General features: G+C 64.5%; 13 protein-coding genes and 1 riboswitch. All 13 genes read left to right on the top strand.

Annotation, left to right across the window (positions count from 1 at the left end; translation table 11 throughout):
• The first annotated feature begins 5 nt into the window (after nucleotides 1-5).
• The 13 genes from CH290_RS01870 (at nucleotide 6) to CH290_RS01810 (ending at nucleotide 14,243) form a co-directional block, all read left to right on the top strand.
• Nucleotides 6-851: an ABC transporter ATP-binding protein gene (locus tag CH290_RS01870; RefSeq protein ID WP_019663906.1), complete on the top strand. Its 846-nt coding sequence runs from the start codon at nucleotides 6-8 to the stop codon at nucleotides 849-851.
• Nucleotides 832-1,662, top strand: coding sequence for an ABC transporter permease (locus CH290_RS01865; RefSeq protein WP_019663905.1), 831 nt, complete (start codon nucleotides 832-834; stop codon nucleotides 1,660-1,662). The genes CH290_RS01870 and CH290_RS01865 overlap by 20 nt, the downstream gene beginning before the upstream one ends.
• Complete coding sequence (locus tag CH290_RS01860) at nucleotides 1,659-2,555, top strand: MetQ/NlpA family ABC transporter substrate-binding protein (protein ID WP_033189101.1); 897 nt, start codon at nucleotides 1,659-1,661, stop codon at nucleotides 2,553-2,555. The genes CH290_RS01865 and CH290_RS01860 overlap by 4 nt, the downstream gene beginning before the upstream one ends.
• Before the next feature lie 14 nt (nucleotides 2,556-2,569).
• Complete coding sequence (locus tag CH290_RS01855) at nucleotides 2,570-3,265, top strand: YcnI family copper-binding membrane protein (protein ID WP_033189102.1); 696 nt, start codon at nucleotides 2,570-2,572, stop codon at nucleotides 3,263-3,265.
• Nucleotides 3,249-4,784, top strand: a complete 1,536-nt coding sequence (locus tag CH290_RS01850) for a copper resistance CopC/CopD family protein (RefSeq protein ID WP_033189103.1) — start codon at nucleotides 3,249-3,251, stop codon at nucleotides 4,782-4,784. The genes CH290_RS01855 and CH290_RS01850 overlap by 17 nt, the downstream gene beginning before the upstream one ends.
• A gap of 189 nt (nucleotides 4,785-4,973) precedes the next feature.
• Nucleotides 4,974-5,086: riboswitch (SAM riboswitch) on the top strand.
• A gap of 8 nt (nucleotides 5,087-5,094) precedes the next feature.
• Entirely contained in the window at nucleotides 5,095-6,708 is a 1,614-nt protein-coding gene (locus tag CH290_RS01845; RefSeq protein ID WP_052060143.1) for a dipeptide ABC transporter ATP-binding protein, read from the top strand.
• Between the two features lie 59 nt (nucleotides 6,709-6,767).
• Nucleotides 6,768-8,360 (top strand): peptide ABC transporter substrate-binding protein, encoded by a 1,593-nt coding sequence (locus CH290_RS01840; protein WP_033189105.1) that lies wholly within the window; start codon nucleotides 6,768-6,770, stop codon nucleotides 8,358-8,360.
• Nucleotides 8,353-9,360 (top strand): ABC transporter permease, encoded by a 1,008-nt coding sequence (locus CH290_RS01835; RefSeq protein WP_249277800.1) that lies wholly within the window; start codon nucleotides 8,353-8,355, stop codon nucleotides 9,358-9,360. Before CH290_RS01840 ends, CH290_RS01835 begins: the two co-directional genes overlap by 8 nt.
• Complete coding sequence (locus CH290_RS01830; RefSeq protein ID WP_020110704.1) at nucleotides 9,361-10,248, top strand: ABC transporter permease; 888 nt, start codon at nucleotides 9,361-9,363, stop codon at nucleotides 10,246-10,248.
• Nucleotides 10,245-11,207 carry a PhnD/SsuA/transferrin family substrate-binding protein gene (locus CH290_RS01825; RefSeq protein WP_033189106.1) on the top strand — a complete coding sequence of 321 codons (963 nt, stop codon included), beginning with the start codon at nucleotides 10,245-10,247 and terminating at the stop codon, nucleotides 11,205-11,207. Before CH290_RS01830 ends, CH290_RS01825 begins: the two co-directional genes overlap by 4 nt.
• Nucleotides 11,204-12,547 (top strand): M20/M25/M40 family metallo-hydrolase, encoded by a 1,344-nt coding sequence (locus tag CH290_RS01820; RefSeq protein ID WP_020110706.1) that lies wholly within the window; start codon nucleotides 11,204-11,206, stop codon nucleotides 12,545-12,547. The genes CH290_RS01825 and CH290_RS01820 overlap by 4 nt, the downstream gene beginning before the upstream one ends.
• Nucleotides 12,544-13,164, top strand: a complete 621-nt coding sequence (locus CH290_RS01815; protein ID WP_020110707.1) for an RraA family protein — start codon at nucleotides 12,544-12,546, stop codon at nucleotides 13,162-13,164. The genes CH290_RS01820 and CH290_RS01815 overlap by 4 nt, the downstream gene beginning before the upstream one ends.
• Nucleotides 13,161-14,243, top strand: a complete 1,083-nt coding sequence (locus CH290_RS01810; RefSeq protein WP_052083137.1) for a peptidase C39 family protein — start codon at nucleotides 13,161-13,163, stop codon at nucleotides 14,241-14,243. The genes CH290_RS01815 and CH290_RS01810 overlap by 4 nt, the downstream gene beginning before the upstream one ends.
• Nucleotides 14,244-14,270 lie beyond the last annotated feature (27 nt).

The raw sequence follows: 14,270 nt of genomic DNA, 5'->3' as shown, positions 1-14,270 counted from the left end.
CTGCCATGAGTCAACAACTGCTCGACGGCGCACGCAGCGCGACGAACAACACGACACACGCCAAGATCGAAGCCAAGCGGGTGGTCAAGCTGTACCCCACGCCGGGGACACGGCGTGGGACCACGACCGTGCTCGACGGTTTCGACCTACGGATCGAGAGCGGCGAATTCGTGTCCCTGCTCGGACCGAGTGGATGCGGAAAGTCGACGTACCTCAACATCCTTGCCGGCCTGGAGTCCTACAACGGTGGCGCCGTCCTGATCGACGGCAAGCGCGTCGACGGCGTCGACAAGAACGTGGGCGTCGTCTTCCAGGGATACGCTCTGTTCCCGTGGCTGACCGCGCAGAAGAACGTCGAGGTCGGCCTGAAGATCCGCGGTGTGCCCAAGGCCGAGAGAAGGGCGCGTGCCGCGGAAGTACTGAAGACCGTCGGGCTCGAATCCGCCGCCGACCGGCTGCCCCACCAGCTGTCCGGAGGTATGCGTCAGCGCGTCGCGATCGCCCGCGTGCTCGCGTACGAACCGGAGATACTCGTGTTCGACGAACCGTTCGCGGCCCTCGACGCGCAAACCCGGGAATTCCTGCAGGGCGAGCTACTGCGCATCTGGGAGTCGGGCGAGAAGAAGAAGACGGTCCTGTTCGTGACCCACTCGATCGACGAGGCGGTCTTCCTGTCCGACCGCATCGCCGTCATGACCAAATCTCCCGGCCGGGTGAAGGACATCATCGACGTCGATCTGCCACGCCACCGCGACAATGCGATCCGCAGCTCCGAGGAGTTCGTGCACGTTCGCTCCCGCGTCGCCCGAGTCCTGGAAGACGAGGTGAACAATGTCCTCGGCGCTCGATGAGCAGGAGGAGGTGACGACGCCTCCCAAAGGAAGAAATCCCTTCCTCGACAAGTACGACCGGTTCGTCTACGGCGCGATCGGACTGGTCGGATTTCTCGTCGTCTGGTGGGCTGTCGTCGATTTCGGTTACGTCTCCGACCTTTACCTGTCCAAGCCGCTCGACGTGTTCTCGGCGTTCGTCGACGGCCTGGTCGACGGCACCCTGACGTCGGAGATCTGGCCGAGCGTGCAGCGCGCACTCGTCGGGTTCGCGTTCGCGTTGGTAGGGGGTATCGCGCTCGGCATCCTCGTCGGCTCGGTGAAGATCTTCCAGAAGCTCACCGAGCCGGTGCTGCTGTTCTTCCGCAACCTGTCGCTGCTGGCGTTGCTGCCGGTGTTCGTCGTCTTCCTCGGCATCGGTGAGGAATCGAAGATCGCCATCGTCTTCTGGGCGTGCTTCTGGCCGATCTTCATCACCGCCGTCGGCGCAGTGTCGAGCGTCGAACGGATCCTGCTGAATGCAGCACGCACGCTCGGTGCAGGACGGGTGTACATCTTCACCCAGGTCGTGCTGCCCGCCGCCATTCCCGGCATCTTCCCCGGCATCAGGTTGGCCGCTGCCAACGCGTTCACGGCGCTCGTCGCGGCCGAACTCGTCGGCGGTGCACAAGGCATCGGCATCTACATCAACAACGCGGCACTTCGCTACCAAACTCCGCAGATGTACGCAGGCATCCTCACTCTCGGCCTGATCGGCATTCTGGTCAACGCCGTCATGACCGGCGTCGAGTGGAAGGTGACCGGATGGCAACGAGGACTCACGAGTAGATGAGATACCGAACAACACTGGTAGCACTCGTCATTCCGCTGCTGGTCGCGTGCGGTTCGAACATTCGGATCGACGACGGTTCGGCCGGCACCGACACACTGACGGTGTACGTCGGTGCCGGTGACGACCGCGAGATCCTGCAGTACGCGGCCGACACTCTGCTACCCGACCTTCGGCTCGAACTGATCGATGCCGACGAGCACTCCAATTCCAAGGTGGCGGCCGGGGAGGGAGATCTGTCGTACTACCAGCACATTCCGGCGTTCGAGGCGGACCAGCAGGAGAACGGCCTGGACGCGCTGAGCATCGTGTCCAAGGTCAATGTCGTTCCCTACGGGCTGTACTCGTCGACATGGAAGGACCTCGCCGACACTGCCGACTGGCTGAACGTCGACCTCGTCGAGGACCAGGTCACCGGTAGTAGCCTGCCGCACGGCTCCAAGGTGGTCCTGCCGAACACCGCGACCGGCTTCGCCCGCGGACTCTACTTGCTGCAGAGCGCCGGCCTGACGCAGCTGGACCGACCCTTCGGCGGCACCACCGTGCAGGACCTGACCGTCACGGAAGCGAACGTGGTGGACTCGCTGCGGCACCTGTCCCTGCTACCGCTCGAGTACGGCGAATTCGTCGACGGGTTGTACGACAACTACGACGCCGTCGTCCTGACCCCGAAGCAGGCAGAGTCCATCGGACTCGACCCGGCGACCGACGCACTCGCCGTCGAACCAGGACCCGAGAATCCGTACGCACACGTCGTCGTCGCCCCGTCACGTCTCGCAGGCGACGAGCGGGTGCTCGAACTGACGCACGCGCTCGAAAGCCCCGAAACCGCACAGTTCCTCGAATCGAAATACCACGGCGCGAACATCCCTGTGACTGCCGCACACACCAACTGACGAGAGAGAAGACGATGACCCATTCCTTGCGCCGGGCAGGTGCCGTCACGACGACGGCAGCGGTGGCACTCCTCGCGTTCGCGGCACCCGCGGCAGCACACGTACGGACGGACGGCGATCCGGTCCCCCAGGGCGGCTACGGCATCGTCCGACTGATCGTGCCGGGAGAATCGGCCACGGCGTCGACCGTCCGGCTGACAGTGACGCTGCCGGACGGCGTCGACCTGACGTCGGCGCGCACCCTTCCCGTCCCCGGGTGGACGGCGACCGTGGAGCGTGAAGGTGGCGACACCGGCCGCGTCGCCAGGATCAGCTGGACGGTCGCCGACCCCGCAGGCGGATACGGCGTCGACGAATTCCGTGACTTCTCGTTCTCCGGCGGACCGTGGCCGGACGACGTCGACTCCATCGCACTGCCGTCGGACCAGTCCTACTCGGACGGCTCGGTCGTGTCCTGGAACGAGGTCGCCGTCGACGACGCCAGCGAACCCGAGCACCCCGCACCCGAGGTCGCGTTGGTGGCGGCGTCGGACGCGCACAGCCACGGCGACGGACACGGGGACACCGCGTCGGCCCGGCACGAGGACACCGAAACCGATGGCACCACCTGGGTGTGGCCGACCGTCTCGGTGGTGAGCCTGGTGCTCGCCGTAGCCGCGATCGCCGGGTTGGGACTGGTGGTGCGGCGGGGTCGTGGCGCGGGTTCGTGACCTCGGCATCGTGCTCGTGGTGCTCGCCGCCGGGCTACTGCTCGGCAGCGGGACCGCGTCCGCACACGCAAGTCTGATCTCGACGACTCCGACCACCGGAACGCACGTCGACGACGCCCCGAGCGAGCTGACTCTGCAGCTGAACGAACCCGTCACCCTCATCGAGGGGTCGGCGCAGCTGATCGACGGGGACGGAAAGACATTCGACTTCTCCGACGTACGCGTGGACGACGGTCGACGCCGGATCGTCCTCGTCCCCGCCGTCACCGTCCAGGACGGTGCGTACCTGGCCACGGCTCGCGTCGTCTCGGCCGACACACACGTGGTGTCGTTGTCGATCCAGTTCACCGTCGGATCGGTGACTCAGCAGGGAAAATTCGACGCAGGGGAGTCCGGCGGTGGCGTCGAACAATACCTGAACTACCCGGCCAAAACCCTTGCCTATTTGGGCTTGGTGGCCACTGCGGGTGTTCTGCTGTCCTCGTTGCTCGTGTGGAGATCAGCGGTGGGTACGACCCGTTTTCGGGTGGTGTACCGAATCGGTGCTCTCGCAGTGGCTCTCGGACTGACAGGCAGACTGTTCGTACTCGTCGCGCAACAATCCGGGGGAGCACGAGAGATCTCGACCGCCGGACTCGGTACTGTGCTCGTCACGCCGCACGGTTCGGCCTTGCTTGTGGCAGTGGGATTGTCGATGGTTGCGGCCGGAATCGGGCGCACCCCGATCGTGTTCGGTCTCGTGTACGCCGGCGCGGCGATTCTCGCCGTGACTCTCAGCGGCCACGGCGGCTCTGCCGGAGGATGGCCGTGGGCGTTCCTGGCGACGCTCCTGCACGTCTACGGCATGACGGTGTGGCTGGGCGGCCTCGCGGTGATGCTGCTCGTACTGCGTGCGGCACCCCGACTGCAGCGTTGGCACCGCATCGCGACGGTGCACGTCGGACTCGTGGTCGTTGCGGGCCTCGGTCTGTCGCTGCTGCAGGTCCAGCCGCTGCCGGCGCTGTGGAGGACGTCGTACGGAGCAGTGTTGCTGGCCAAAGTTCTCGCAGTCGCGTTCGTCGTCGGCCTCGGACATCTGGCGTACCGACGATTCCGACGCCGGACCCTTCTCGTGGAAACCGCAGTGGCCGTAGCGGTTCTGGCCCTGACCTCGATCCTGTCCTCGCACACGCCGGCCAAGGACGTGTACACGACGAACATCGCCACCACCCTCGACTTCGGTTCCTCGGATGTCCTCGACATCGGAATCGACTCGATCAGGCGAGGACCCCAGCAGCTCACCGTCACGTACGAAGGTGCGGGGGCTTCCGACGTCGGCGTCAGCGCCGACCTGTCCTCGGTGGACGCCAACGTCGCCCGATTGCCCGTCGAACTCACCGAACCTGTGCACGACGGTGACCGAACCATCTGGCGCAGCGAGCACCTGGTCGTCCCAGCGCCGGGGGAGTGGAAGGTTTCCATCCGATTCTCAGGCCTGGACGGCCCAAAAGTCGCATCGTTCTTCTACGACGCGATGTAACCCGAGTTTGTCAATATATTCGTTCAGTCTGATTCCGACGTGAGCCGATGTCCGAAATGAGATGGTTCGGCCGGTGGGTCGTTTGCGCAGGTCACGACGGGTCCACCTCGTCCGTGGTTACTGGATAGTGGCAATAGTCATAGGTATGTAAATTAAACAACTCATCAGTAAGTCGCTATCTTCGAACTCGGTTCAGAGATCCACCGTATGGCTCGGCTGGTGGACAGCAACCCTCGTTCAGCGGCGGGGTGCTTCCGAGCAAAACCTGGCTCGCTTCAAACCGAAGCGAGCAAGCGTTGAGAAGCGAAGGATGCAGCCAGTGTCGGAAAGTGCAGTACCCGAGTCGAATTCCATCGTCGACATCGCCGGGTTGGTCGTCGAGTTCGGATCGGGCAAGAACAAGCACGTCGCCGTCGACGGCGTGGACCTGCAGATCGGACCGAGCGAAGTGGTCGCTGTGGTCGGAGAATCGGGGTCCGGCAAGTCCACTCTCGTATCGGCCATCCTCGGGCTGCTCCCCAGTTCCGCGTCCGTCACCTCCGGCACCATTCGTGTGGACGGTTCGGACACCACGAGCTGGAAAGAGAACGACTGGCGAACGATCAGAGGACGCCGCATCGGCCTCGTGCCCCAGGACCCGATGTCCAACCTGGATCCGGTGCTACGAATTGGACACCAGGTCGACGAGGCCGTGCGGGCGCACAGGCGCCTGCCGCGCGCAGAGGTGCACGACGAGACTGCGTCGGCCTTCACTCGTGCAGGCCTTCCCGGTGCCGAGCGCCGGAAGTATCCGCACCAATTCTCGGGCGGTATGCGTCAGCGCGCGTTGATCGCCATGGCGTCGGTGAATTCGCCCGCACTGTTGATTGCCGACGAGCCCACTTCAGCGCTCGACGTCACCGTGCAACGGCGCATCCTCGACAACCTGGCCGAGGTCGTCGCCGGTTCCGGTGCCGCGATTCTTCTCGTCACGCACGACCTTGCGCTCGCCGCCGAACGCGCCGATCGAATCGTCGTGATGCGTCACGGCCGTGTCGTCGAATCCGGCACTGCAGCTGCGGTATTCGGCCAACCCGAACACGACTACACCCGGGCGCTACTGGCATCCGTCCCCTCGGCGCGGCCGGTTCGAGAAGCCGCGACCCCGGCTGAGGCGTCGATCGTGCTCGAAGTGAGAAACCTGTCCAAGAGCTTCGGCGGAGTACCCGCGGTGGACGACGTGTCCTTCGTTCTCGAGCGAGGCAAGACGCTGGCACTCGTCGGGGAATCCGGCTCGGGAAAGAGCACGACAGCGTGGTCGTGCCTCGGTCTGAACACCCCGAGTGCGGGCCGCGTATTCTTCGAAGGCACCGATGTCGCGTCGTTGAAGGGGCGCGAACTTCGTGCGTTTCGCAGGCGCGTCCAGCCGATCTTTCAGGACCCGTACGCCTCGCTCGACCCCACGTACACCGTCGACCGAATCTTGAGAGAGCCCCTGTCTGCGTTCGGTATCGGTGATCGATCCTCCCGCAAGGCCCGTGCAGCCGAGCTGCTCGACCTTGTGGGACTTGCGGCGGCCACGTTGCGCAGGCGACCGAGTGAACTCTCCGGTGGGCAACGCCAACGCGTCGCCATCGCCCGTGCTCTCGCCGCCGAACCCGAGCTGATCGTCTGCGACGAACCGGTTTCCGCGCTCGACGTCCTGGTCCAGGCGCAGGTGCTCGACCTGCTGCAGACACTGCAGACAGATCTGGGGTTGACGTACCTGTTCATCTCGCACGACCTCGGCGTCGTGCGCCGGATCGCCGACGACGTGGCCGTGATGACCAAAGGGAAGATCGTCGAATACGGCTCGACAACAACGGTGTTCGACAACCCGCAACACGATTACACCCGAGAACTGCTCGGTGCCGTTCCGGGTCTTCGCGTGCCGATCGAAGTCTGAAACACAACGGTGCACAACCGAACCTGACCAGGTTCGGGCAAGTCGAATGGAAAGAACAGATGAAACGCACACCCCTGATCGGCAGTGCTCTGCTCGCTGTCGCAGCAGTAGTACTGACCGCCTGCGGCGGAGGTTCGTCCAGTGAGGCGTCCGGCGAGCCGTCGGACAACATCCTCCGCGTCGCGACGCAGAAACCGACATCCATCGTGCCCGGGAACTCAGGCGGGTACTTCGCACTGTCGGTCTCCGAGACCTTGTTCTCCGGACTCGTGAAGTACGACAGCGACACCGGGGAACCGGTCAACCTCGTTGCCGACTCGATCGAGACCGACGACCAGAAGGTCTGGGACATCACGCTGAAGGACGGATGGACCTTCCAGAACGGCGAGGTCGTCGACGCCGAGTCCTTCGCGCGAGGATGGAACACCACAGCAGACCCAGCCAACGCCTGGGTCGGCAGCTCGCAGCTCGCAGGCATCGAAGGCTACGACGCGCTCAACCCCGACGAAGGCGCACCGACCGCCGACTCCCTGTCCGGCGTCGAGGTCACCGGGCCGCTGAGCCTCACCGTCACGTTGACCAAACCACAGAGCCAGTTCCTGTACCAGATCGGCCAACCGGCGTTCTATCCTCTGCCGGCAGCAGCGCTGGATGATCTCGAAGCCTTCGCGACGAAGCCGATCGGCAACGGCCCCTACGAGATCAGCGAGCCGTGGACAGGTGGACCGGAGATCAAAACCGTCCGCTACGACGAGTATGGCGGTGAGAAAGCCGAGAACGGCGGCGTCACCTTCAAGATCTACACCGGATACGACGTCGCCTACCGCGATTTCCAGGCCGGTGCAGTCGACGTGACCGCACTGCTGCAGCAGGACGTGGAAAGCGCAAAGGCAACCCTCGGCGACAAGTTCGTCCAGTCAGCCAGCTCCAACTTCACCTACCTCGGGGTGCCGACCTGGAGCCCGGCCTACGCGGATCCGCGAATCCGCCGAGCACTGTCGCTGGCGATCGACCGTCAGGGCATCATCGACGCGCTCCTCGACTCGTCGACCCAGCCATTGACCGATTTCAGTGCGCCGTCCGGGAACGGCTACCGTGCCGACACCGACTCGACCAACCTCGACTACGACCCTGAACGCGCGAAGCAGCTGTGGGACGAAGCAGGCGGTATCGACGGCCAGGTGAAGATCACGGTCGTGACCGGCACCGGACGCGACGAGTGGAGTGAGGCCGTCCTCAACCAGTGGGCGACGGTGCTGGGTCTGACCGATGTGACACTGGAATTCATTCCGTCGGAGAACACCCATGCTGCACTTCGGGGCAGGCAAGTCCCCAACCCGGTGTCGCTCAACACCCCTGTTGCCTACCCGTCGCCGTTCGCGTTGCTGGGCAATGCATACCGGACCGGAGGCGGCACCAACTACAACGGCTATTCGAACCCCGAATTCGACGCATTGCTGGATCAGGCGGCGGCGGCGACCAACGAGGAATCGACCCAGTTCTACGACCAGGCCAAGGACATCCTGCTCGACGAGCTTCCGAACATTCCGCTGTGGAGTGCCGGGCGGGCGGTCGCAGTCGCGGACAACGTAGAGGGCTACACCGAGGATCCGTTCAACAAGAGCCCGTTCACCACGGTGACCGTTGCCTGAGCAGGCACTCGCGGTGGCGGACCGAGAACAGCCTCGGTCCGCCTCCACCGCGGGCGCCACGAAGACACGAACTGCACGACGGATTGCGGCGCGGCTAGGCCAGGCCCTGCTGATTCTGATCGGCACGTCACTCATAGTGTTCGTCGCGGTGTTCGCCCTCCCTGGTGATCCGGTGCAAGCACTGATCGGCGACGCAGTACTGACCGACGCCGTCGAGTCGGCCATCCGCGCCAAATACCATCTCGACGATCCACTGCTGGTGCAGTACTGGAGCTATGTCTCGGGTATCGCTCGCGGAGACTTCGGTACCACTGTCGGCGGTGAGGACGTCGGAACCATTCTCGCGCGTGCGTGGCCGGTAGCGATCAAACTTGCTCTGACAGCGTGGGTCCTGGAACTGATCGTCGGTGTCACCGCGGGCACGCTCGCCGCGCTGCGACCTGGCGGTCTGCTGGACAAAGCGGTACTGGCGGCGACGGTACTGACGCTCGCGGTTCCCACGTTCGTGTTGGCCTTCTTCGTACAGTCGATCGTCGGGGTGTCCTGGGGCATCCTCCCGGTGGCCGGAATTTCCGAGGGCTGGCCGACGTCGTACCTGCTGCCTGCAATCTGCCTGGCCACACTGGGATTCGGGCCGGTTGCGCGTCTGACTCGGTCGAGTGTGTTGTCGACGCGGTCGGCGGATTTCGTCAGAACTGCTCGTGCCAAGGGCATCTCGACCAGACGACTGACGGTGCGGCACATCCTGCGTAATGCCCTCGTGCCCGTAGTGACCTACCTGGGTCTCGATCTCGGTGGCCTACTGGGCGGATCGGTGGTGGTCGAGGGGATCTTCAATCTTCCCGGTGTCGGCGGCGAACTGTTCACCGGAATCAGCTCACAACAGGGAACCGTGGTGGTCGGGATCGTGTCGGCATTGGTGCTGGTCGCAGTCGCGGTCAACATCGTCGTCGAGATCGCGCATCACCTGCTCGACCCACGTATTCGACAGGACAAGTAGATGATCCAACTTCCACCCGGGGAAGACATCGAGACCGGACGAGTCTGGACGAGCCTGAAACGCAGCCCCGGCTTCTGGATCGGCGCTCCGATCGTTGCCTTCTTCCTCCTCATCGCAGTACTCCCCGGCCCGATCGCCGGACTCTTCGGTCACGGGGACCCGCGTGTGTGCGAACTGTCACTGAGCAGGGGCGCTCCCGACTGGTCCACCGGACATCCGTTCGGGTTCACCGTGCAGGGGTGCGACCTGTTCGCCAGTGTCGTGCACGGCGCTCGTGCATCGATCGTCGTCGGAGTGACGGTGACCCTGCTGACGTCCGTCGTTGCTGTGGTCCTGGGGATTGCGGCCGGTTACTTCGGCGGGCTCGTCGACGCCTTCGTCTCGCGACTGTCCGAGATCGTCTTCGCGCTACCACTGTTGCTCGGCGCGATTGTGGTACTCAATTCCATTCAAGGGCGCAGTGTCTGGTTGTTGAGCGTCGTTCTCGCGGTGTTCGCCTGGCCCACCGCCATGCGCGTGACCCGCGGGGAAGCGTTGTCGATCAGAAACCGCCACTTCATCGTCGCTGCACGATCGTCCGGTCTCGGGACGTTACGCATACTGGTCAGCCACGTGGTGCCCAACACCGTCGGCCCGGTCATAGTCCTGGCGACACTGCAGATCGGCGCAGTCATCTCCGCCGAGGCGACGCTGACCTATCTCGGAATCGGCCTGCAACCTCCGGCGCAGTCGTGGGGTCTGCAATTGTCGGCAGCACAGAACTACTTCCAGGCGGCACCGCACCTGCTGGTGTACCCCGCTGGAGTGCTGACTCTCGCGGTGGCCGGATTCGTCGTGCTGGGTGAGTCCATCAGACAGGCGACAACCTCGGATCGAGGGGCGGCATGACGCTGACATTCGTCGCGCGGCACTGGGACCACCTGCTGCCACTCGCGCTGGGAGACGTCACGGCCGAAGGAGTCGACCTGCACTTCGAACGTCGGGACAGCACCCCGAACATCTACGCCGAACCACGGATCGACGTTGCCGAGACCTCGTTCAGCCAGTACGTCCAACACCGAGCCCGCGGGGACCACTCGGTGACCGCACTACCGGTGTTCGTCATGCAAGGGTTTCGACATCGATGCATCATCACTCGCAGCGACTCGCCGTTGCACTCGCTCACACAGTTGCGCGGGGCCACCGTGGGCCTGACCGGATGGCCGGACAGTGGTAACACCTGGACCCGCGCATTGGTACGGGACGAAGGCGTAGCTCTGGAGGACATCGACTGGCGCGTAGGCCCTTTGACCCCAGCCCACCCAGCCCACGACAGGATCGGGCCCACACGCCCCGGCCCGCACGTGCAGCACCTCGACCACGGTGACACGCTGGTCGGCGGCTTGTCGGACAAGAGCCTGGACGCTGTGATGACCCCGTTCATGCCGCCGGGTTTCGATGCTGCGGACTCGCTGCTGCGCCCGCTGCTCCCGGATGTCCGAGCGGCCGAAACCGCGTACTACCTGCGGGTCGGGTACGTGCCCGGCATTCACGTTCTGGCCGCGCGGACGGCGCTGCTCGACGAATCGCCGGACACCGTCCTGGCCGTCGTACGCGCCATCGAGGACTCGAAGCGTCTCAGCATCCTGCGTCACAACAAACTCGCCGACGTCACCCCGTGGTTGGTCGACGAACTCCGCACCACCGAGCGGGTGTTCGGCCGCGATTGGATGCCCTACGGATTGGAGCAGAACAGAACCATGATCTCCGACTTTCTCACCGAGCACTACGAGCAGGGCCTGCTGGACACGCCCGCTGACGTCGACGCACTGTTTCCGACCGATATCGACGCGGTGGTGGCGTCGTGAGCGAGACAGTCGAACTGCTGCAGGCGCTGATTCGCAGTGCCTGCGTCAACGACGGCACCGTGGAGTCGGGTCAGGAGACCCGCAACGTCGCGGTGCTGCAGCAGTTCTTCGGGGACATCGGCGTCGACTTCGAGGTGGTCGAACCTGCGCCAGGTCGTGCGAGCCTGATCGGCAGGCTACGAGGAACCGATCCTCGAGCTCCGTCGGTGGCGCTGGTCGGCCACCTCGACGTGGTTCCGGCCGACCCGTCGGGGTGGACCCACGATCCCTTCGGCGGTGAGTTGATCGACGGGACCGTCTGGGGCAGAGGCGCAATCGACATGCTCGGACTCGTCGCCTCGATGGCGGTGGTGTTCAAATCGTTCGCGCAGAGCAAGATTCGGCTACGCGGCGATCTGGTCTTCGCGGCGACGGCCGACGAGGAAGCCGGCGGTACGTGGGGAGCCGGTTGGATCACCAAGAACCGGCCCGAACTCATCGCGGCGACGTACTCGCTCACCGAGAACGGCGGAATCGTGTTGAGTGAGCAGGATTCGCCCGGCGTCACGCTGACAGTAGGAGAGAAAGGCGGAGCGCCGCGTCGGTTGGAGATCCACGGGAGACCCGGCCACGGATCGACGCCATGGGGAGCGCGCAACGCGGCGGGTATTGCCGCGGAGGCCGTCACCAGATTACTGAACGAACCGGGCCAAGCTGTGGTTCTCGAGCACTGGCAGTCCTTCGTCGAGGCCTCCGACTTCTCTCCGCAACTGCGCGCACGACTGCTCGATCCGACGACTCTGAACGACGCGCTGAGCGAACTCGGGGATCTGAAGGGCTACGGCCACGCGATGACGCATATGACCGTTTCGCCGAACATCGTCGATGCTGGGGACAAGCGCAACGTCATACCAGGTCGCGCCACCGTCGGACTCGACATCCGCCTGTTGCCAGGCCAGGACGAGAACGACGTCGAACGTCACCTGAAAACTGTTCTGGACGAACTCTTGTCGTCCATCGACGTGATCGAGGAGTTCACCGGTGCCGCGAGCAGCTCGCCCCCTCGAACGGAGTTCTACTCCGTCATCGAGGACGCAATGAGGCAGTTCTACCCAGGCGCGCATCTTGTTCCGATGATCATGCCCGGTGGTACCGACGGACGCCACCTACGGGCCGCCGGCTCGATCGTCTACGGATTCGGTCTGTACTCCCGGGAGGTCGACATGGCGTCGTTCCGTAGCCGATTCCACGGTGACGACGAACGCGTCGACGTCGAATCGATCCGACTCACCACCGCAGCCCTCGAACAGTCGCTGAAGAAGTTTCTAGTGGTGGAATCAACTGAAGGAGAGAGGGAATGAGCACCCAGACACGACGACCGGAGATCGACGAGACAACCTTCCGGCACCTCACGACGGTGGGAACATCCACCCTCGGGCATCACCGTGACCACGGGTTCGTCACCGAGCTCCATCCCATCTCGCGTCCGATCAGGCTCACGGGTGTCGCGCTGACGGTCCAGATCGGCGAATACGACGCCTCGGCCCTGAAGGAGGCGCTCGATCAGCTCACCCCGGGTACCGTTCTCGTCGTCTCGCAACCGGGTTCGGGAAGTCGTGCTTCGATCGGCGGCATCGTCGCGCACCGCATCGCCGTGTCGGGAGCGAACGGCATCGTCATCAACGGCGCGATCACCGACTTCGACGAGATCGCAGCGTCGGGACTGCCGGTCTACTACCGGTCGGTCAGTCCGCGCACCACGCGCCGAATCGGCGGCGAAGGATCGGTCGGACAGCCCGTCGACGCGGGCGGCGCAGTGATCGCCACCGGCGACATCGTCTTCGGTGACAGTGACGGTATCGCCGTCCTGACCCAGGACGAGGCACCTGCCGTCGTCGCCGATCTCGCCGAGCGCGAAGCACGTGAGCCCGCTGTCAAAGCACGTATCACCGAGGAGTTCACGGCGGTGGTCCGATGACGCAGATCGAGGTGACCTTGCTCGACACACGGCCGGTCGAAGCCCTGGCGAAAATCGACGGATTGCCTGCCGAGTTCGTGGCCGAGGCCGAGATCTACGGCGGTGTTCAGGAAGCGCACACCGTCACCGCGATCGCCGACGGCGCACTTCAGGGTTTGTTGCTCGTCGTCAACCGTCCGCACGCAGCGTACGTGAAGGTGGTGGGCGCCTGGCTGGGTGAGCCGGTGCTCGCCGAACTGGTGGCAGCCTTGGAGGAGTACGCATTCGCGCGTACTGCGGTAGCTGTCAAATGGCAACTACCACAGGAAAGTCCGCTGGTCGCGCAGGTGAAGGCGCTCGGCTACGAGTCCTTGCGGGAGCCGATCAACCCGGTACGGCCCGTCGTCGACGAACTCGCCGATGACATAACAGATTACGGTGCCGTTCCGGTCGGATTGGTGAAGTGGCGTGTCGCCTTGGCCGATCCCGTCGAGCCGCCGTACTACCGTCAGACCACAGGATTCACCTGTGGGCCTGTGTCGTTGATGGTGACGTTCGACTTGCTCGGTGCGGGGGAGGGCCTCGATCGCACCCGTGAGCTGGGCCTGTGGCGCGAAGGGACCGCGAGCGGCGGCACCATGCCCTACGGGCTTGCGGTTGCTGCGGCGAGGCGAGGGTACGTCCCGACGCTGTACCTGACCGACGAAGACCCCGAGCGGACCGACACCTCTCGCTCGAAGGAGGACCGCGAGCTGCGACGTTTCGTCTCCGGTCAGTTCGCCGACGAAGCAGCCGAGCTCGGAGTCGAGACCGTCGTGCAGGACATCTCTGCGGACTTCATCCGTGAGCTGGCCGAGTCGGGCAAGATTCTGATACCGCTGATCGACTCCCACTACCAGCGCGGCAGGCATGGACCGCACTGGATCGTCGTCCACGGCTTCCACGACGGGGTTTTCCTGGTGCAGGATTCCTCGACCGCCGTCGAGGTCGGCGAAACCTGGGTGGACCTGCACAACCACCCGGTTCCGGTCGAGACACTCGACGAGCTCGCGTGGTGGGGATCGCCTCGTTACCGCGCCATCCTCGCCTTCGATCGGTAACCCCGTCGACAGGGTGGAGATGCACAG

It is taken from the genome of Rhodococcus sp. 06-156-4 (genome assembly GCF_002259345.1).
Taxonomy (GTDB): domain Bacteria; phylum Actinomycetota; class Actinomycetes; order Mycobacteriales; family Mycobacteriaceae; genus Rhodococcoides; species Rhodococcoides fascians_E.
The sequence above is the reverse complement of the archived record's forward strand: the minus strand, read 5'-3'. Positions and strand labels throughout refer to the sequence as shown.

Coding starts and splice junctions, on each gene's coding strand:
- CH290_RS01860 (WP_033189101.1), top strand. CDS start 1,659: ATGAGATACCGAACAACACTGGTAGCACTCGTCATTCCGCTGCTGGTC.
- CH290_RS01840 (WP_033189105.1), top strand. CDS start 6,768: ATGAAACGCACACCCCTGATCGGCAGTGCTCTGCTCGCTGTCGCAGCA.
- CH290_RS01855 (WP_033189102.1), top strand. CDS start 2,570: ATGACCCATTCCTTGCGCCGGGCAGGTGCCGTCACGACGACGGCAGCG.
- CH290_RS01870 (WP_019663906.1), top strand. CDS start 6: ATGAGTCAACAACTGCTCGACGGCGCACGCAGCGCGACGAACAACACG.
- CH290_RS01810 (WP_052083137.1), top strand. CDS start 13,161: ATGACGCAGATCGAGGTGACCTTGCTCGACACACGGCCGGTCGAAGCC.
- CH290_RS01845 (WP_052060143.1), top strand. CDS start 5,095: ATGCAGCCAGTGTCGGAAAGTGCAGTACCCGAGTCGAATTCCATCGTC.
- CH290_RS01830 (WP_020110704.1), top strand. CDS start 9,361: ATGATCCAACTTCCACCCGGGGAAGACATCGAGACCGGACGAGTCTGG.
- CH290_RS01815 (WP_020110707.1), top strand. CDS start 12,544: ATGAGCACCCAGACACGACGACCGGAGATCGACGAGACAACCTTCCGG.
- CH290_RS01865 (WP_019663905.1), top strand. CDS start 832: ATGTCCTCGGCGCTCGATGAGCAGGAGGAGGTGACGACGCCTCCCAAA.
- CH290_RS01825 (WP_033189106.1), top strand. CDS start 10,245: ATGACGCTGACATTCGTCGCGCGGCACTGGGACCACCTGCTGCCACTC.